This window comes from Streptomyces sp. NBC_01497 (genome assembly GCF_036250695.1).
In the GTDB taxonomy this organism is placed as follows: Bacteria; Actinomycetota; Actinomycetes; order Streptomycetales; family Streptomycetaceae; genus Streptomyces.
Genome location: NZ_CP109427.1, coordinates 7,889,398 through 7,907,860, shown reverse-complemented (window position 1 = coordinate 7,907,860; position 18,463 = coordinate 7,889,398). Strand labels below are relative to the sequence as shown.

Sequence of the window (18,463 nt, the reverse complement as noted above, 5' to 3'; positions counted from 1 at the left end):
GTCAGTCCTCTTCTGCCTGGTGACGAGCGGGTTTACGGGAAGACGTGCGGCGACGCGGTTTCTCCTCGCTCTCGTCGGAGTCCCCGCCGCCCACCGCCTTGCGCACCGTGCTTCCCACGGACTCGGCGGTCTTCTTCACTTTGCGTTTGCCGACGGACCTGGCCATGCCGCCACCGGCACTGCCGAGCAGTTCGGGAACCGTGGTGCTGCGGGTGTCGCTCTCCAGATCCAGCCGGTTGCATGCTTCGGCGAACCGCAGATAGGTGTCCACACTCGCCACGACGATGCGGGCGTCCACCTTGATGATCTCGATGCCCACCAGGGATATCCGCAGGAACACGTCGATGACCATGCCGCGGTCCAGGATGAGCTCCAGCACGTCGTACAACGTGCCCGCGCGCGGGACACACGCGACCTCGTCGGAGTAGGTGGTTGTCGTCATGGGCCTGTCCTCTCAGCAGTTGGTCGGCCGTGTCCCAGCTGTTGGTCCGGCCGTCGCGTCACTCGTCCGCGGCGCCGCGTCGGTAGCGGCGGACCCTGCGGTACTCCTTGAGTTCGCCCTCGTTGTCGAGCTGCACCTCGTAGACGGCGAGCAGGCTGGTGGTGTCCGGGATCCGAGGGACCTCCAGGACGTCCACCAGGACGCACCATCCGTCGTCGGCGCGGCGCACCCCCGACACACCCTCCGTGGGGTGGCTGATCAGGCCCTCCAGTCGCTCCCGGGCAGCACGCGCGGCGCCCTCGGGCCCCTGGCGGGACGGTGTGCGCCGACGGGCCGTGGGGGAGGCGGTCTGAGACCGCCCATGACGCTGTTCTGTCATATGACCCATTGTGATCACCTGATGGCCCTACGCATCTTCACCGGGCCAAAGGAGTGCATGACCCCATGGGGCCCTCCGCCCCGGCCTCGTGCGGAACTCGCGGCGCCGGAACGTGTCGGGCGGGCGACCCGAGTTCCGCAGTGCCGCAGTGCCGCAGCGAGGCGAGGTGGGGTGGGGTGGGGTGGACGCGGTCCCCTTCGCCTGCTGGATGGTGGGGCGTGCCTCGCGGGCACGGCAGTCAACCGGGCAGGTACAGGCCGCGCGGTGCCGGCCCCGGTTGCGGGGGGCGGGCAACCGGGAGGTCGCGCCTTCGGTCGACGGGTTTCGCGGCGGCGGGTCTCCCGCTTCAGCGGGACCACGGTCTCTTCCGAGGATTTCGGTCCATGAGAAGTGAGCTGCCGGATGCGTGACCGTGGCGGGTTAGGCGGTTGCCGCCCCGGGCACCCGACGCGCGTCACAGCTCCCGGCCCGTCGCACGCCGGCGGGCGGGAGCGGATCGGCGCACCCGGAGAACGAGTCGCGACGAATGGCAGGTGGGACACGTGAGCAAGGACAAGAAGCTGCGTAAGGGAGACAAGGTCTCCTGGAAGAGCCACGGAAGCGAAGCGGTCGGCGAAGTCGAGCGCAAAGTGACACAGCGCGGCCGGGCCGCCGGGCGGGAGGTGGACGCGAGCCCCGGCGACCCGCAGTACCAGGTGCGCAGCGAGAAGAGCGGCCGCTCCGCGGTGCACAAGCCCGGAGCTTTGCGCAAGAAGGGGAAGGGCTGATCCAGCCGACGCGGCCGGAGTCGCTGCGATTCGTGATCGCCGCGGGCCCGGACACGGCGGGCCCCGCGTCGCTACCCCTGGCGCAGTGCCGACTGCCCGGCCCGCCACGCCTTCAGCAGATGCGCTGACAGCCGGCTCTCCAGGTGCGTGGTGGCATCCGCCCCGAAGGCGACATCCGGCTCCAGGTGCGGCTCGTCGGCGAGCAGGCCGCCGATGACGTCCCGGCGTACGACTTGTTCGTGCACGGCATCCGCCTCCACGTGCTCCGCGTAGAAGTGCTCCGCCGCGGGGCCGGCACCGGTGCGCCGCATGGCCTCGGCGAGTCGGCGCGAGCCCGGCGACGAGGTGACCTCCACGCAGGCGAAATGGCCAACGAGTGCCCCGCGCAGCGCTCGGTGGAGGCCGAAGAGCGTCATCACGTTCACGACGGCGAGAGCGGGGGCGGGCGCCCTCTCGACGTAATGGCCGTAGCCGGTGTCCAGTCCCAGGTCCGCCATCAGGTCGGCGAAGAGCTGGGCGTGCACGTTCTCCGCCCGTCCGGCCCCGAACTCGTCGTACTCGATGGCCACCATCGCGGCCTTGGCCCGTCCGCGCAAGCGAGGGATCACCCACGCGTGGGGGTCCGCCTCCTTGAGGTGGTAGAGCGAGCGCAGGGCGGCGTACTCCCGGATCTGCCACAGCTGCCCGCTGTGCTCAAGGTGATGGGCCACGCTGTCGCGGTGGTCGGTGGACTCCACCAGCAGCTCACCGAAGGTCTCATCCGCCGAGCGGCCGGCCGGCACATCGGCGCGCAGGGCGCCGAGAAAGCGTTCTTCGAGCGCCCGGCGCAGGGGCATGAGGGCGGGGTCCCATTCACGGTCGTCGGCCACGCCGGCGAAACCGCGATAGTGCAGTTCGTAGAGCACGTAGAGGGCCAGTTGCAGGTCCTCCCCGTACGGGTCGGCGCCCGCGGCCTCGCCCACGCCGGGCGGAGCTTGCTGCGGCGCGACGAGGGCGGCGAGCACAGCGGCCGAGAGCGGTCCCCTGGGGCTGGGCACGAAGGGGCCGGCAAGGCGGTGGTCAGTCACGGGGGCCGTCATGGGTGCCCTTCGGGTCGTTGCCTTGAGGCTGGTCGCGGTCCTCACGCAGGCGTGTGCCGGGAGGTTTCGAGTGGCGGCGGTGGCTGGTGTCGCACCACGGATAGGTGCGGCTGCGGCGGCAGGTGCACACGGCGACCACGAAGCGGTCGGAGGTGACGGTCGTGCCGTCCTCCCGGACGACCTCCACCGGTCCTTCAATCAGCATCGGGCCTTCGCGATCGACGCTCACACGCCGGGCGCGCTCAGCTTCGTTCGGCACGGATGACCACCAGTTCCTCCATGTCCTCGCCGGCGCCGACCAGGCCCTGAGCGCGTAGCCACGGCAATCGCTGGGTGACCACGGGGCCGAAGGGGACGCGGGCCCGGTCCGTCACCGAGCAGCGCAGGCCGTTGGCGGTCAGCCGTCGCAGTGTTTCCCCGGTGCCGCACAGCCCGGAGTGCACCAGGAGCAGCACGCCGCCCGGCCGGAGCACGTCCCGGGTGTGGGCGCACATCCGGTCCAGGGCCTGCCGGCCCCCGTGTCCGGCGTCCCAGGCGACTGCGGGCATGTGCCGGCGGGTGCGCTGCGCGTGCGGCGTGGGTACGTACGGCGGATTGCTCACGACCAGGTCGAAGCGCTCCTCGGCGACCGGTCCTGTGAGGTCGCCGTGCATGACCCGGATGCGGCGTCCGGCGCGGGCCGCGTTCATTCGGGCCGTCATCACCGCACGTCGGGAGATGTCGATCGCCGTGACCCGGGCCCCCATCCCCGCGGCCAGCACAGCGAGCGCGCCGCTTCCGGTGCAGACGTCGAGGACGTCCATCCCTGGCGTGATCCCTTCGGCGTGGAGCGCCCCGGCGAGCAGGTGCGTGTCGGCCTGCGGAGCGTAGACCCCGGGCAATGTCCACATCGTCCCGAGGCCGGCGGGCCGTACGGCAGCGGTCGTCATCTGAAGCCTCCATGAGGGTACGAACACGTCTCTCGTCCGTCGTGCCAGGCCCGTGCCCACGTCATTCAGATTCGGTGTGCCGGCCGACCGCCGCCACTCGGCCGACGGTCTTCACCCTCCTGCCCTGTGACTGCCCGCGCATGCTGAGACGCCGGCGACAGTCCCGCCGGGCCCCTCCGGCGCCGGCCACCGGCGGGGGCTAGCCCCCGCCGGCGACCCACAGGACGCGTCATGAGCGAACGTGTGCGGTGCCTGCAGCCAGGCACCCGCTCAGTCGGCGCCCACGTCATGCACGGAGACGCGGAGGGTTGCGAGGGGTGCTGTCGGAGGCGTCGGGAATGAACATCCCCGCGCCGGCGCCGGTCCGCGGGCAATGTCCGCGGGTAATCCAGCACGGCCCGGTCGAGGCGCTCGCCGGGGAGGGCCGCGGGATCCCCGGAACACAGGGCGTGAGCATCTCGGCGCGGATCCGGCCGGCCGCTCTGGCCGCGGGAACCTGCTCGACCTCGCCGAAGAAGGCGTCACGCGGAAGCGTCGCCTGCTGGAGTCGCAGGTCACCGGGGGCCGGGACAAGGACAGGTGAGCTCCCCACGCTTCATCCTCGACCAGCGGCACGCCCCGCTCGTGGCACAGCGTCGCGATGGCTCCGATGTCCGCGCGGGTTCCGTGGGGCGTAGGGCTGGTGACCAGCGCCCCCGGATGTTCCTCGAACGCGGATCGGTACGCCTCGGGCGCCGGTGGGTGGGCCAGGTGGAGATCAGGGTCCCACTGGGGATCGATCGACACGGGGCGGATACCCGCGAGGATCAAGCCGGAGATGACCGCCTTGTGCGTGTCGCGGCCGATCGGCAGCTTCTCGTGCGGCCCGGCTACGGAGGGCATCGCGGCCTTCACCGACAGCGAACCCCCACAGGCGGCCCTCACCGACAGCGAACTCCCACAGGTGGAGAAGAACGCGTGCTCCGCGCCCACCGCGCCGGCCATCAGCTCTTCCGCCCGCTTCAAGGATCCCCTGGGACGTGGTCCGGTCGTCCGAACCGGACACCGCGAGCATGTCGGCGCCGAAGAGAGCCTCACCCAGCACAGCCCGGACCCTTGGGTCGGCTCCCCGGTCCTGCTGGTGGCCGGGAGGCGTGAAAGGCAGCTGCTCCTGCGCCTGGTAGGCCCTCACAGCGTCGAGCACGGGAGCCGTCGAGTGGTCCATGGTGTGTGGCTCCCGGGGCAGCCGCGCGAAAACCGATACGCGTGGATCGCGCGAGGGGCGGACACGGACTCAGGGGAGAATGCCGGCGCGCGGCCACAGCAGCACGGATCGAAGTCGCCGGACCTCCCGCCGGTCTCCCGGCATGCGGCCAGAACGGGCGCGCGTGCCCGCTCCGTTCCGGCCGCACCTGTCACAGGGCAGGGCTGAAGCGGCCCCAGGCGCGGTGGCCTCCGAGGAGACGTGTCACGGCCTGCAGCACGGCGGACGCGGCGTCGCCGACCACCACTCCCGCGGATCCCTCGGGCAGGCCCGCTGCCTGCAGGCCGCCAACTCCCCCGCCCCAGGCCCCGATGGCTTTGCCGTGGCGGTACGCCTCGCTGAGCATCAGCACCAGGCGGGGGTCGACGGAGGTGGCCACGGCAGTGTCGTCGACCTTGGCGTCGCGGGCCCCGTAGCCGTCGGCGGCCGGAGCCGGCGCCCCGGCCAGCAGGATCGCGTCGAACTCGGTGGACCGGGCGGTGGTGAAGGTGCGCTGCACGGTGACGGGGTCGCCGTCCCGGTCCAGCACGCCACCTGCCGGGGCGATGACCAGGGGGACCATTCCGGCGTCGAGGACCGCCCGGCGCACTTCGCGAACGCCGTCCAGGTCGTCCGCACCGTCGGTGACGATGCCGATGATCCGCCCGTCGACCGGCCAGTCCTGCCCGAGCTGGGACAGAGCGGCGCTCGGCTCGACCGACGCCAGGGGGACGGTCGCTTCAGGGACCGCGAGGCCGAGCCCGGCCGCGACCTGCGTGCACAGGTCGGGATCGATGTTGGCGAGCACCTTCAGTGCCCGTTCCTTGACGGCCGCCTCCCAGCACTTGCCGAGTTCGAAGGTGTAGGCGGCGACGATGTGTTCGCGCTCCGTGGGCGTCATGCTGAGCCAGAACAGCCGGGCCTGGCTGAAGTGGTCGTCGAAGGACACCGGCGCGTCCCGCACCTTGCGGGCGGCGGGGACCTCGGCCGGCACCTCGATGTACGCCCCGCTGTCCGCTCCGGCGAGGAAGGGGCAGCCGCCGTCGAGGGAGTTGGGCCGGTACGGTGCCACGCCGCGGTGCACAGCGCTCTGGTGCATGCCGTCACGCAGCATGTCGTTGACGGGCGCGTGCGTGCGGTTGATCGGCAGCTGACCGAAGTTGGGGCCGCCCAGCCGGCTGATCTGAGTGTCGAGGTAGGAGAAGAGCCGCCCCTGCAGCAGTGGGTCGTCCGTGACGTCGATGCCGGGAACCAGGTGGCCGAGATGGAAGGCGACCTGTTCGGTCTCGGCGAAGAAGTTCGACGGGTTGGCGTTGAGTGTCATCAGCCCGATCGGGCGGACCGGCGCCAGCTCCTCAGGAACGATCTTCGTCGGATCCAGCAGGTCGATGCCTTCGAACATCTGGTCCTCGGTGTCCGGGAAGGTCTGTACGCCCAGCTCCCACTGGGGGAAGGCGCCCGCCTCGATCGCGTCGGCGAGGTCGCGGCGGTGGAAGTCGGGATCCACACCAGCGGTGATCTGTGCTTCCTCCCACACGAGGGAGTGCACACCCAGCTTCGGCTTCCAGTGGAACTTCACCAGTGTGGTGTCGCCCTCCGCGTTGACCAGCCGGAAGGTGTGGACACCGAATCCCTCCATCATCCGGTAGGACCGTGGGATCCCCCGGTCCGACATGTTCCACAGCGTGTGGTGTGTCGCCTCCGTGTGGAGCGTGACGAAGTCCCAGAACGTGTCGTGGGCGCTCTGGGCCTGCGGGATCTCCCTGTCCGGATGCGGCTTGCCGGCATGGATCACGTCGGGGAACTTGATCGCGTCCTGGATGAAGAACACCGGGATGTTGTTGCCGACCAGGTCGAAGACGCCCTCGTCGGTGTAGAACTTCGTCGCGAAGCCTCGGGTGTCCCGTACGGTGTCGGCCGACCCGCGCGAGCCCAGCACGGTGGAGAAGCGGACGAACACCGGCGTCTCGACGTCCTCGGCGAGGAAGCCTGCCTTGCTGATCCCCGCGGCGGCACCGTAGCCCCGGAACACGCCGTGCGCGGCGGCGCCACGGGCGTGCACCACCCGCTCGGGGATGCGTTCGTGATCGAAGTGGGTGACCTTTTCCCGCAGGTGGTGGTCCTGGAGCAGTACTGGGCCCCGCGGCCCCGCCTTCAACGAGTGGTCGGTGTCGTATAGCCGCGCACCCTGAGCGGTGGTGAGGTACGCACCGTTCTGGGCCACCCGGCTCTGCGGGGCCCCGGTCGGCCGGCCCGTCGGGCTGTACGTGTCCGGGCCGCTCTGGTCGGGTTTGGGCGGCAACGGCCCGCGCGGCCGCGTCGGTTCCTCAGCCGACGGGGCCTCAGCGGCAGGGGCGCCGGGAATCTCGTTTCCCGTTCGAACGGCGTCCTGGACCTTCTCCACGACCTTTTCCGCAGCGGCCGACACCGGGTTCTTCTTCTCGCTCACTGGGCTCCGATCCTTCGCGGGGGGGGGGTGACGCGTGCACAGCGATCGGCACCGGGGAACGTCATCGACCGCTGCCCACGGATACCCCTCGACGCGAGAGCCGACACGCGTACTGCGCCATCCGGCGCTGCGACACGGCCGGGGACCGCACGGCACAGGCCCGGCAGCCCGGACGCCGGGCACCTTCGGTGACACGCGCACGCGGACACACCACCCGGAGGTCACTTGCCGTAGGACTCTGCCCTCGCCGGATGCCTCCCGCGAAACCGTCGGGCGGGGAACGGACATGAAGCGTGGCGCAAGGGCCGGCTGCGTGCGCGTCAGCCCAGCGCGGCGGCGAGCCCCCGTCGGCCGTCGGCCAGTTCCGGCCCTCGGGGGCGGGGCAGGCGGCGTGGCCGGCCGCTCACCCGCCCCCTTCGCGTCCGGTCGCACCGTGGATGTGCAGGGGGAGCTCAGGCCACGTCCCTGGCCGGGTGGGCGGCGAGCGCTTCGGCTCGGCTGCTGTAGACGTCGAAGACCTCCTCGGCACCGGTGAGGGCGAGGAGGCGGCTCACGGTGGGTGGCGGGGCCGCGAGAACGAGTTGCCCGCCGGCTTCCCCGGCGCGCCGTCGCAGGCGCAGCAGTGCGTTGTAGCCGGAGGAGTCGCAGAAGGTGATGCCGGACAGATCCATGATCATGAGGGGGTGGGTGGTCAGCAGATCACCGGCCTCGTTGTGAAGGTCACCGGCGGCGTGCATGTCGAGATCGCCTTGGATGCTCACCACGATGCGCGCACCACGGGTTTCGTCGGTGGTCAGAGCGAGACTGGTCATGGGCGGATACTCCTGTGCTGGCTGGGGGCCGGCGCCGCGTCGTCGGCGGACCCCGGGCCGGTGTGGTGGTCGGGGACCGCGGCGAGGGCGGCCGCGTGCTCGGTGGCCGTGAGCGAAGGGCCGAGCCATTCGCACAACAAGATGGTCGCGTCGTCCTGCACGTGGCCTTCGTGGTAGTCCAGGACCGTTTTGGTGAGGCGTCGCAGGGTTTCCGGGACGGGGAGCTGGTCGGCGTGGCGGCGGATGAGGAAGTCGGTGAAGCGTTCGAGGCCGAAGACGGCGCCCTCGCTGTTGCGGGCCTCGGTGATGCCGTCGGTGTAGAACGCGACGCGGTCGCCGGGCTCCAGGCGTTCGGTGCAGGGCGGGTGCCGCACACCCAGACCCGTACCCATGGGGTGCAGGGGCTTGCAGGTGAGGTGGGCACTCCAGCGCGAGCCGCGGATGAGGACCGGTGGCGGATGCCCGCGGTTGACCCAGGTCAGTTCGCCACTACGGGTGTCCAGGCCGGCGAGGATGCCTGTGACGTAACGCTGGTACCCGTACTGCTCGATCAGCACCTCTTCCACGGCCTCTCCGGTCGTGAGGAGGTCCGCGCCCTGGCGCCGAGCGTTGCGGCAGGCGCCCACGGCCAGGTTCGCGGTCAGTCCGGCAGCGGTGTCGTGTCCCATGGCATCGAAGATCGACAGATGGACCAGGGGGCCGTCGGTGCCGTAGTCGAAGGCGTCCCCGCTGATCTCGTAGGCAGGTTCCATCGCGGCGGAGATCACGACGCGGCCGTCGGCATAACTGCGCGGATTGGTCAGCCGCCACTGCATCTCGGCGGCCACGTTGAGCGGCCTGCTGCGGGTGAGACGGGCCAGGGAGTCGCTGCCGGCACGTTTGCTGACGAGTATCAGGGCCACGAGGGATGCCAGCTCGGCGGCGTCCCCGCGGGCCCGGGGATCGTCGTGAGCGGAGCACACCCGCAGCACGCCCAGTCGCTCGGTGCCGTCGACCAGGGGCACCCACCAGTGACTGCCCTGTGTGTCAGGTGCTTTGGCCTCGACGATCTCCCCGTACTGATAGGCCCGGCCGGGCACCGTGCCCCCCACGGAGATCTCCGTCTCCTGCCCGGTGTCCGGTTCACCGAGACCGGTCACCAGCCGCAGCACCCGCCGCTGGAGATCACCGACGTAGATCAGCACGTCGGAGAAACCCGCGTGCACGGCGCTCTCCACGACCCGGGCAGGCAGGAGCTCCAACGGCATCAGATGGCTGGCGGTCAGCAGGTCCCCCAGCATCCGATGGCCGCCTGCGGCCCGCTCCCACGAGTCCGTCATCCCTCCACCTTCCCTCGTCCACGGCCGGCTCGTCATGGGCGTCCGGGTCTCGGATCGCTCATCGGCGGCTCCGTCGGCTGCTCCGGGCTCGACCACTGGTGCGGCGGAGCGGCGATGGGCAGTTCACGCCGAGGGCACGAGCGCGTACGGAGACCGAGGGGCCGGGACGGCGTCCTCGACAGGGCAGTGCGAGAGGTCGGTTTCCCGCCGGTCCGTGGCCCCCGTGTCGGGCCCTGCCACCATCGCCTCCCCCTGTCGTCGCGGACCCCTCCCAGCGTTGTCGCCCGAGCGGGTCCCCCTGCCACCCTGGACCGGATTCCCCGCCGTCGAAGGCCCGGTGCCCGTACACATCCACGGCGTCAGCTGTCCCGTTCCACCGGGCGATCAGGTGGTCCTGCACGGCTGAGCCGCGCTCCTACGGGTGAGGGCCTCTCGACGCGTGTCGGTGCCCGAGTAACCCGCGCCCGCCCTGGCAAACGCCCTTGCGCTCCTGGCTGCCCCTGCGGCCGCCGGGCCGGGGAGGTCCCCACGCTCCCGCGGGAGCTGTGGTCCCGGTGTTTCGGGACGGGGTCAAGCTGGTCCACTCGGGCGCCCGCGCTCGCTGATATCCGGCTCAACGGGTGTGATGGGCGCGATGGCTCCTCAGCGTGAGCAGTCCGCATATGTGCCGACAGCGGCGCAGTCGCATGCGAAGGGGCCGCGACTGGATGCGCCGACCCGCTCAGGCGCCGACGCTTGACGAAGGAGTCCGCGTGGCCACGACGCCTCCCGGTGTTCCGGGTCCCGACGATCACGGCGGCAACAGCGCCGGGCAGGGTGGTGGCGCGCACAGGTACCCGCCCGGCAGCGGCGCCGGCTCAGGTCCGCCGTCCAGTCCCCCGTCCAGTGGCGGTGCGAGTGGCACGGACGGAGATGACGGCCGGCCGGCCAGGACCGAGGCGGCGGAAGGCAGTTCCCTCAAGGGTGCGATCAAGCGCACCGTGCGGGAGTTCAAGGCGGACAACCTGACGGACTGGGCGGCTGCCCTGACGTATTACGGGGTGCTGGCGGTCTTCCCGGCGTTGCTCGCTTTGGTGTCGATTCTGGGTCTGGTGAGCCCTTCCACCATCGACTCACTGATCAAGAACCTCTCCGACAATGCCCCGGGGGCCGTACGCACTGTCCTCGTTACCGCCCTGCAGCAGCTCAAGGGCGGCCAGGGCGCGGCCCTGGCAGCGCTGATCATCGGTGTTCTCCTGGCGCTGTGGTCCGCGTCCGGTTACGTCGCCGCCTTCATGCGGGCGTCCAACGTCGTCTACGACATCGGTGAGGGCCGACCGGTGTGGAAGACGCTTCCGGTCCGTCTCGCCATCACCGCGGCCGTGATGATCATTTTGGCCGTCACGGCGATCGGTGCTGCCTTCACCGGCCCTCTGGCCACCAAAGCGGCATCCATTCTGGGCCTGGGCGATACGGCACTGACCGTGTGGAACTACGCCAAGTGGCCCGCGATGCTCATCCTGATCGTCCTGGTCATCATGTTGCTGTACTGGGCCGCCCCCAACGTCAAACGGAGCTTCCGGCGGGTGATTCCCGGCGGCGTCGTGGCGGTGGTCATCTGGATTATCGCTTCCGCCCTGTTCGCTCTCTACGTCGCTCACTTCAGCAGCTACAACAAGACCTACGGCGCCTTCGCCACCCCCATCGTCGCGCTGATCTGGCTGTGGATCACCAACATCGCGATCCTGCTCGGGCTGGAATTCAACGCCGAACTCGAACGCGGACACGCCATCGACACCGGCCATCCCCCGGGCGACGAGCCCTACGCCGAACCCCGCGACACCCGAAAACTGTGAACTCGTCTTCCCTGTAGGTTCGTTGCCGTCCCGACGCGCTGTGCGTCCCGAGCCGCCGGTACGCACCCACCTCGTCCGCCCGGCCCCCGGATCTCCCCTCGGCACCTGTCTGGCTTTGTTCACGAGATGGCGCTCCGGCTCAGCCTCTGTGGAGCAGTAACGCTGCGTGCCGCCGAAACCCTGCTCACCCGACGCGAGTCCCAGGTGGTGTCCCACCCGTCTCGGGGCCACCGCAGTCGTATTCCGCCCCGCGCCCTCAACTACGTGCCCGTCGCGAGAGGATGGAGTGGTGCTCGGCCCCGTCGAAAGCCTGAGAGGCCGCGCGGGAGCGCCCGCCGCCCGCCGCGCGGGCCCCTCTTCGGGGCGCAGGCCAGGCGCCGCCGGCTCAGTCGGTGCCCCCGTGTGGTGTGGAGCGGATGTCCACGACCGTCGCGGCGAAGGCCAGGGGGCCGGGCAGGAGCGGAATCAGCAGGGGGATCGACCAGGCGAGGAGAGCGGCCAGCAGCGCGCCGCCCGCCAGGAGGAGGGTTCCCCTCGGGTCGGCCGCCGACCGCAGCAGGCCCTCCCGCACGGACAGGCGGTGCGGGGCCTCCAGCGCGCAGGCGCGCAGCGCCACGACGGTGGTGCCCAGGACCAGCAGGACGAGCGCGATGGCCACGGCATGCGCTCCGGGCAGCGCGCTGTCCAGCAGTCCCACATCGACCAGCACGATCGCCACCAGCACCGGCGGTAGGAGACCGGCGGCAAGTGAGGCGACGGACAGGAAGGCGCGCAGGTGCGTGAGGTACGTGGTGGTCCTGACCGGCGCACCGAGGCCGGTGGCCGGCCGCAGCGTCGCCGACGCCGCGGCGAACGCGGCGGGCGCCGTGACGACCGGCAGGCACGCGGCGCTGGTGAGCAGGCCCACGAGCAGCATGTCGGCGAAGAGGGTGAAGCCGTTCCCGAAGATCTCACCGGGCTCCCGGCGAACCGGGGCGGAGGGTGGGGGGACCTGGATCGTCATGGGTCAGCCCTTCAGTCCGGAGGTGGCCAGGCCCTGCACCAGGTAGCGCTGGAAGACGAAGAAGAACAGCACGATCGGCAGCACGGAGATGACCGACATGGCGAACATGGGGCCGTACGCGGAGGTGCTGGACTGGTCGACGAAGCTGCGCAGGGCCAGGGTGATGGTGGCCTTCTCCGGCGCGAACAGGTAGATCATCTGCGTGAAGAAGTCGTTCCACGTCCAGATGAAGGTGAAGATGGCCGTGGTGATCAGTGCGGGCCGGCTCAGCGGCAGCGTGATGGCCCAGTAGGTACGGAACGCGCCGCAGCCGTCGATGCGCGCGGACTCCTCCAGTTCGCGCGGCAGCCCGCGCATGAACTGGACGATGAGGAAGACGAAGAACGCGTCGGTGGCGAGGAACTTGGGCAGGATCAGCGGCCAGAACGTGTCCACCATGCCCAGCCGGTTGAAGATGATGTACTGCGGGATCAGCACGACGTGCTGCGGGAGCATCAGGGTCGCCACCATGAAGGTGAACATCCCTTTGCGCATGCGGAAGCGCAGCCGGGCGAAGGCGTACGCGGCGAGGGAGCAGGACAGGACGTTGCCGACGACGGCGCCCCCCGCGATCAGCAGGGTGTTGCCGAGCAGGCGGGTGACGGAGACACCGGACACGCCGTCCAGGGCGGTCGTGTAGTTCGACCACTCCAGGTGTCCCGGCCACAGGTTGAGGCTGGTCACCACCTCGTCCGCCGGTTTGAGTGACGTGGCGAGAAGCCACACCACGGGGTACAGCAGAAGGATCAGGGCCACGACGGCCACCGTGTGCGGCAGCCAGCGCTTGGCGGTGAGGTTCATCATCCCTCCTCGTCCGCGTAGAAGACCCAGGACCGGGACGTCCTGAAGAGGATCAGCGTGACGACGCCGATGGCGATCAGCAGCAGCCATGCCATCGCGGCGGCGTAACCCATGTGCGAGGCGGTGAAGCCGCGTTCGTAGAGGTACAGGGTGTAGAACATCGTCGAGTCGGCGGGACCGCCGTTGCCGCCGCTGATCGCGAACGCCGGGGTGAACACCTGGAAGGACTGGATCATCTCCAGTACCAGGTTGAAGAAGACGACCGGGGACAGCATCGGCACGGTGATGGAGACGAACTGCCGCCAACGGCTCGCGCCGTCCAGTGCGGCAGCCTCGTAGAGGTCGGGCGATATCTGCTGCAGCCCCGCCAGGAAGATCACCATGGGGGCGCCGAACTGCCACACCGTCAGCAGGACGACCGCGTACACCGCCAGGTGGGGATTGCCGACCCAGCCGCCGGTGTGGATGCCGACGGCGTCCAGGACGCCGGAGACCGAGCCGCCGTCGTTGAACAGCGCCTTCCAGACCAGGGCGATGGACATGCTCGCCCCGAGCAGGGACGGCGCGTAGAAGGCGGAACGGTAGAAGGCGCGGCCTCGTCCGAGGTTCTTCAAAAGCATCGCCGCGCCGAGCGCGAAGCCCAGCTTGAGGGGTACGGCGATCACGACGTACAGCAGTGTCGTACCGACGGAGCGCCAGTAGCGGGGGTCCTGGGTCAGCATCTCGGTGTAGTTGCGCAGGCCCACCCAGTGCGGCGGGTCGAACAGGTTGTAGTCCGTGAACGACAGGTACAGGGACACCGCCATGGGGATGAGGGTCAGCACGACCGCGCCGATCATCCACGGTGAGAGGAACACGTAGGCCGGCCACCGCTGTTCACGTTTGCCGCGGCGGCGCGGGGCGGGTGACCGCGGTACCTGCGTACGGTCGGCGCGTGCGGGCGCGCTGGTCGACACCGTGCTCATGACCTCAGCTCCCTGTTGGCCTCGTCGATGAGTTCGCGGGCTGCCTGCCGGGGAGTGGCGAGCCCGTACATCACCCGCTGGTACTCCCGGGTGAAGGCGGTCTGGATCGCCAGATCGCCCCGCGGTGGTGCGTTCGGTGGCGCGTGCAGGCCGTACTTCTCCATCATCACCGCGTACTGGTAGATCTCTCGCTCCGCTCCCTTGAGGGTCTTGGCGACGCGGCCGGCGACCGTCCGGTTGGGGGGTGTGGACCGGCTGAAGCCGAGGATGTCGCCGGCTCGCAGGTCGTTGAGGAGGAAGTCGACCAGTTGCGCGGCCTCCTTCGGATGCGGGCTGTGCGCTCCGACGCCGACGAGCATCGAGGGCTTGAAGTACGAGCCCGCGCGGCCGCCGGTCGTGGGGACCGGTGCGAAGCGGATGCCGTCGCCGAGCAGTGCCGGATAGCCGGGGAACGGTGCGTCCCAGGTGAAGTCGGCGGCGGAGAGCCCCCGGCCGATGGGGGAGGTCTCGGTGCTGATCGCCTGCGCCGTGTCCCCCGCGGCTGCGACGGCGCCTTCCCTGCGGAGTGTGTCGAAGAAGGTCCAGAAGGCGGTGAGGTCGTCCTCGGTGAACCCGAGGCGGGTCTGGCTCGCGTAGAGCCGCCCACCGCGGCTGCGCAGCCAGTCCTCGAAGACGTCCTCGTTGGTTCCGCCGTCGTTGGCGCCGGTTACGGGGCGCCCGTCGGGGGACCTGAGACCCAGGGCGGCGATCCTCCTGTTGTCCCGTGCCCACTCCTGCCAGGTCCAGCTGGGCCGGGGCGTGGCGATGCCGGCCTTCGTGTAGAGAGCGGAGTCGTAGGCGTACCCGGTGATGCCGCGGCCCATGGGCAGGGCGTACTGCCGGCCCTCGTAGGTGCCGGTGCTCAGCAGCCCCCTGTCCATCTCGGACGTACGGATCGTGCCGTCCTCGACGGCGTCTCCCAGCGGCAGGATGGCCTTGCCTTCCGCGTACTGGGAGATCTGCCGGTAGTCGAGCTGGACCACGTCGGGTACGCCGCCGCCGGCCGCCTGGGTGGCCAGTTTCTGCAGGTAGGAACCGAAGTCCCCGTTCGACGTACGGACGGTGACGCCCGGGTGTTCCTTCTCGAACAGCCGCACGGCCCGCACGGTCCGCGCGGCACGGTCATCGTTGCCCCACCAGGTGAAGGTGAGGGTGATACCGCCGGACGTTCCACCGCTCGCGGCGGAACAGGCGGAGAGTGCGGGGGTCATGGCGGTGGTGAGACCGACGGCGGCCGAGGCCAGGACGGCACGGCGGCTGGGGAGTCGGTGCCCGCCGCTTCGGGGTTCGGGCATGGGTGCCTTCCGGAAGGACGCGGATGGGCGGACGGGAGCAGGGTCGGGAGGGCCCGGGCGGCCGGCCGGGCCCTCTCCGAGGAGGGCAGGTGCTCGGCCGGCGCCCCGGGGCGGGCGGCGCGGTCAGATCCCCGGATAGACGTCCAGACGGCCGCACATGCCGAACCGTCCCCGGGCCGTGGCCCCGGTGGAGACGACCCGGGCCTCGGTGAGATGGCGCGCGTCCTGCCGGCGCAGGGCGTCGAGTTGGGTTCCTGTCGCCTGTGCGGCGGCGAGCGCGCCCTGGCGCCAGCGCTCCTCCCACGCGTCGAGGCGGGGCCGCACCAGCGCGGCGGCGGCCCGGTGGAAGGCCGCCAGCGGCTGCGGGTCACCGCTCTCGGTGGCCTGGCGCAGCTCCAGGAAACGGCGGGTCGCCAGGTCCCGGCGGGCGCGGGCGGCCCGCACCTGTGCGGCCTCGGGAACGTCGGCCGGGATCCGCACCGCGTCCGCGTACGTGCCGGGGTCGGCGAGGAGGTCCTGCGGCAGGGTGAGCACCGCGTCGCCTGCCTCGGGCAGGCCGCTGTTCTGCATCACGACGGTGATCTCCAGGCCGCCGTCGTTGGTGAGGCGGTGGATCGTGCCGGGTGTGAACCAGGCGACGGTGCCCGGCCCGAGGGGGCTCTCCGTGCAGCCGGAGGTGGTCAGGGTCTGCACCGTTCCCCGGCCCGCCGTCACGACGTACCCCTCGGTGCACGTGAGGTGGAGGTGCGGGGTGCCGCCGCCGGGCCGGTCGTCGGGGGTGGGCCAGTCGTACACCCGGAGCCGGGACACTGCGACCGCCCCGGGGAAGCCGTCGTACGTGGCGCTCACCACGCGTGTCCTCGCAGGTGCGCGACGACCTGTTCGCGGTCCCAGGCGCCGTCCGCGACGGTCACGCGGTAGCCGCGGGTGAGTCGGTCGCCGGGGGCGAGGACGAGTTCGTCGTGAAAGGCCCAGGACGGTGCGACCGCCGCGAACGGGTCACTGCGCACGAACCAGTGCGCCGGATGCGTCCCCTTCTCGCCCCGGTGGTCGTTGGCGGGGGCGTGCTCGAAGATCATCGTGGCGTGGCCGTCGCGCGCGTCGTGCTCACCGACGTAGGCCAGCCAGTCGGCCTGGGTCCCCATCAGGTCGCCACCGCCCGGCTCGGCGCCGAAGACCTGGCCGTCACGGAAGGCTCGCGGCCCGCGCCAGAACAGGCCGGTGTATCCGGCTGCCGGGCGCCCGTGGGTCGTGGGGCTGCCGAAGCGCAGCGGCTCCGAGCGCCGGTTGACGACAGCGGAGGTCCAGGTCAGCGACCAGCTCCCGGCCTCCGCCGCGTCGACGGCGGACACCTCGATGCGGCGCTCCTCCTCGGCCCAGAGCTCCCCGTCGTGCGGGTGCCAGGTCAGACGCTCGGCGATGACGGCGTGGTCGCCCGCGACGGAGACCTCCTCGAAGGCGACGTGCGCCATCGAGCCGACCTTCTCCGGCTGGGCCAGGTACCCCTCGCCGTGCACGTACGTGTTGCCGCCCCACAGGTTCTGCCCCGACAGGTGGGAGGCGGTCAGCTGCAAGCCCTTGTGCCACCGGTGGTCGTTGGGCCGGTAGTCGGTGACGATGGCGCCCGACAGGGTCCTGATGGGGTGCAGGTAGGGCTTGGGGGCCTCCCATGCGGCCTCGGGGCGGTACACGTAGGCGAACAGTTCGGTTCCGGTGGCCTCGTGGGCCACGGTGATCCGGTCTCCGTGGGCGTGGGTCAGTGCCAGGGTCATGCGTGGTCCTCTTCCTCGCGGGAGCCGGCCGGTGCCCAGCCCGGAGCACCGCCGTGCAGTTCGGTGTAGTAGGGGTCGCCAGGGCCGACATCACCCGCGCGGACGGGCGAGCCGGAGAACGCGGACTTGTACAGGGCGGTGATGAATTCGAGCGTCCGCCGGCCGCCCGCGCCGCTGGTCGCGTGGCGTCGGCCGGCGTTGATGTCGGCGACGAGAGCCCGCAGTTGGGCGAGGTGCGAACTCGGTTCGTCCTCGCCGAAGTCGCGCCAGCGGGCCACGGTGGGTTCGGGGACGTCGGGGGCCGGGGTGATGCGCCAGTCCGCGTTGCGGTAGCCGTACAGGTGGGTCAGCTCGATCGTCGCCAGCTCGCAGTCGATACGGATCCGGCTGACCTCGTCGGGACTCAGCACGCTGTTGACGACCGTGCCGAGGGCGCCGTTGTCGAAGCGGACCTGCGCGGTGGAGACGTCCTCGGTCTCCACGTCGTGGACGAGCCGGGCGGCCATGCCGCGCACCTCCTGCCACGGGCCCATCAGATCCAGCAGCAGGTCCGTCTGATGGATGCCGTGCCCCATGGCCGGGCCGCCGCCCTCGGTGGCCCAACGGCCCCGCCATGGAACGGCGTAGTAGGCGGTGTCCCGGTACCAGGTGGTCTGGCAGTGCGCCACCAGCGGCCGGCCGAACGCGCCGTCGTGCAGGAGGCGGCGCACGTGCCGGGCGCCCGAGCCGAAGCGGTGCTGGAAGACGATCGACGCGTACGGGTCGGCGTCGCCGCCCTTCTCCGCGCCCTGCACGGCGTCGTAGTCGGCCAGTGAGGGACACGGCGGCTTCTCGCACCAGACCCACGCCCCGGCGCGGAGCGCGGCCACGGACTGCTGCCGGTGCACGGCGGGCGGCGTGCACAACACGACGAGGTCCGGGCGCACTTCGGCCAGCATCGCGTCAAGGTCCGTGCCCGCGTGGGCGATCCCGAACTCGTCGGCGAACGCGCGCACGGCCCCGCCGTCGACGTCGACCGCGGCCACGACGTCCGTCGCCCCTTCCGCGGCCAGGGTCCGCAAGGCGGGGAGATGGCTGGAGCGGGCGATACCTCCCGTGCCGACCACGGCTGTGCGCAGTGGTGCGTTCGGACGATGCGAAGACATGCGGCCCCTCTCGTGAGGTGGACAGGGTGGGAGTCCTGCGGCAGCCGGAACGCGTACGGCAGGCAACCGGGCCCCGAGGGCACCGGCCGCCGGCACGACGTTGACAGCAACCGCTTGCTATCGGTTCCAACGTTGTAACCGCCGCGTATCCGAGCGGTCAACCCTTCGTCG

Annotated in this window: 17 protein-coding genes and 1 pseudogene; 2 read left to right on the top strand and 16 right to left on the bottom strand. The window is 70.8% G+C overall.

Annotated features, from left to right (window positions below; genetic code table 11):
- Position 1 precedes the first annotated feature (1 nt).
- Together OG310_RS33370 and OG310_RS33365 are read right to left on the bottom strand one after the other, a co-directional pair.
- Entirely contained in the window at positions 2–442 is a 441-nt protein-coding gene (locus OG310_RS33370) for a gas vesicle structural protein GvpA (RefSeq protein ID WP_329459579.1), read from the bottom strand.
- 58 nt (positions 443–500) lie between these two features.
- Positions 501–821, bottom strand: a complete 321-nt coding sequence (locus OG310_RS33365) for a gas vesicle protein GvpO (protein WP_329459578.1) — start codon at positions 819–821, stop codon at positions 501–503.
- 542 nt (positions 822–1,363) lie between these two features.
- Between OG310_RS33365 and OG310_RS33360 the strand changes: the two genes are divergently transcribed.
- A complete protein-coding gene (locus tag OG310_RS33360) occupies positions 1,364–1,588 on the top strand; it encodes a DUF2945 domain-containing protein (RefSeq protein WP_329459577.1) in 225 nt (74 codons plus the stop codon).
- A gap of 71 nt (positions 1,589–1,659) precedes the next feature.
- Here OG310_RS33360 and OG310_RS33355 read toward each other — a convergent pair whose 3' ends face one another.
- The 7 genes and pseudogenes from OG310_RS33355 to OG310_RS33325 all read right to left on the bottom strand — a co-directional run bounded on the left by OG310_RS33355 (position 1,660) and on the right by OG310_RS33325 (position 9,398).
- A complete protein-coding gene (locus tag OG310_RS33355; protein WP_443078792.1) occupies positions 1,660–2,667 on the bottom strand; it encodes an iron-containing redox enzyme family protein in 1,008 nt (335 codons plus the stop codon).
- Positions 2,648–2,872, bottom strand: a complete 225-nt coding sequence (locus tag OG310_RS33350) for a CDGSH iron-sulfur domain-containing protein (protein ID WP_443078791.1) — start codon at positions 2,870–2,872, stop codon at positions 2,648–2,650. The genes OG310_RS33355 and OG310_RS33350 overlap by 20 nt, the downstream gene beginning before the upstream one ends.
- A 37-nt stretch (positions 2,873–2,909) precedes the next feature.
- Positions 2,910–3,596, bottom strand: coding sequence for a HemK2/MTQ2 family protein methyltransferase (locus OG310_RS33345; RefSeq protein ID WP_329459575.1), 687 nt, complete (start codon positions 3,594–3,596; stop codon positions 2,910–2,912).
- Positions 3,597–4,172: 576 nt separating this feature from the next.
- Positions 4,173–4,800: pseudogene (locus OG310_RS38635) on the bottom strand (ornithine decarboxylase); the annotation flags it as partial.
- 190 nt (positions 4,801–4,990) lie between these two features.
- Entirely contained in the window at positions 4,991–7,267 is a 2,277-nt protein-coding gene (locus OG310_RS33335) for a catalase (protein WP_329459574.1), read from the bottom strand.
- A gap of 452 nt (positions 7,268–7,719) precedes the next feature.
- A complete protein-coding gene (locus OG310_RS33330; RefSeq protein ID WP_329459573.1) occupies positions 7,720–8,079 on the bottom strand; it encodes an STAS domain-containing protein in 360 nt (119 codons plus the stop codon).
- Complete coding sequence (locus OG310_RS33325) at positions 8,076–9,398, bottom strand: PP2C family protein-serine/threonine phosphatase (protein WP_329459572.1); 1,323 nt, start codon at positions 9,396–9,398, stop codon at positions 8,076–8,078. The genes OG310_RS33330 and OG310_RS33325 overlap by 4 nt, the downstream gene beginning before the upstream one ends.
- A 980-nt stretch (positions 9,399–10,378) precedes the next feature.
- Here OG310_RS33325 and OG310_RS33320 point away from each other — a divergent pair.
- On the top strand, positions 10,379–11,233 hold the full coding sequence (locus OG310_RS33320; protein ID WP_329459571.1) for a YihY/virulence factor BrkB family protein: 855 nt from the start codon (positions 10,379–10,381) through the stop codon (positions 11,231–11,233).
- 385 nt (positions 11,234–11,618) lie between these two features.
- Here OG310_RS33320 and OG310_RS33315 read toward each other — a convergent pair whose 3' ends face one another.
- The 7 genes from OG310_RS33315 to OG310_RS33285 form a co-directional block, all read right to left on the bottom strand.
- Positions 11,619–12,236 carry a hypothetical protein gene (locus OG310_RS33315; protein WP_329459570.1) on the bottom strand — a complete coding sequence of 206 codons (618 nt, stop codon included), beginning with the start codon at positions 12,234–12,236 and terminating at the stop codon, positions 11,619–11,621.
- Between the two features lie 3 nt (positions 12,237–12,239).
- Positions 12,240–13,076 carry a carbohydrate ABC transporter permease gene (locus tag OG310_RS33310; RefSeq protein WP_329460499.1) on the bottom strand — a complete coding sequence of 279 codons (837 nt, stop codon included), beginning with the start codon at positions 13,074–13,076 and terminating at the stop codon, positions 12,240–12,242.
- Positions 13,076–14,041, bottom strand: a complete 966-nt coding sequence (locus tag OG310_RS33305; RefSeq protein ID WP_329459569.1) for a carbohydrate ABC transporter permease — start codon at positions 14,039–14,041, stop codon at positions 13,076–13,078. The genes OG310_RS33310 and OG310_RS33305 overlap by 1 nt, the downstream gene beginning before the upstream one ends.
- Entirely contained in the window at positions 14,038–15,375 is a 1,338-nt protein-coding gene (locus tag OG310_RS33300) for an ABC transporter substrate-binding protein (RefSeq protein WP_329459568.1), read from the bottom strand. Before OG310_RS33300 ends, OG310_RS33305 begins: the two co-directional genes overlap by 4 nt.
- Before the next feature lie 123 nt (positions 15,376–15,498).
- A complete protein-coding gene (locus OG310_RS33295; RefSeq protein ID WP_443078789.1) occupies positions 15,499–16,224 on the bottom strand; it encodes a cupin domain-containing protein in 726 nt (241 codons plus the stop codon).
- Positions 16,221–17,147, bottom strand: coding sequence for a PmoA family protein (locus OG310_RS33290; RefSeq protein WP_329459566.1), 927 nt, complete (start codon positions 17,145–17,147; stop codon positions 16,221–16,223). The genes OG310_RS33295 and OG310_RS33290 overlap by 4 nt, the downstream gene beginning before the upstream one ends.
- Positions 17,144–18,292, bottom strand: coding sequence for a Gfo/Idh/MocA family protein (locus OG310_RS33285; RefSeq protein ID WP_329459565.1), 1,149 nt, complete (start codon positions 18,290–18,292; stop codon positions 17,144–17,146). The genes OG310_RS33290 and OG310_RS33285 overlap by 4 nt, the downstream gene beginning before the upstream one ends.
- Positions 18,293–18,463 lie beyond the last annotated feature (171 nt).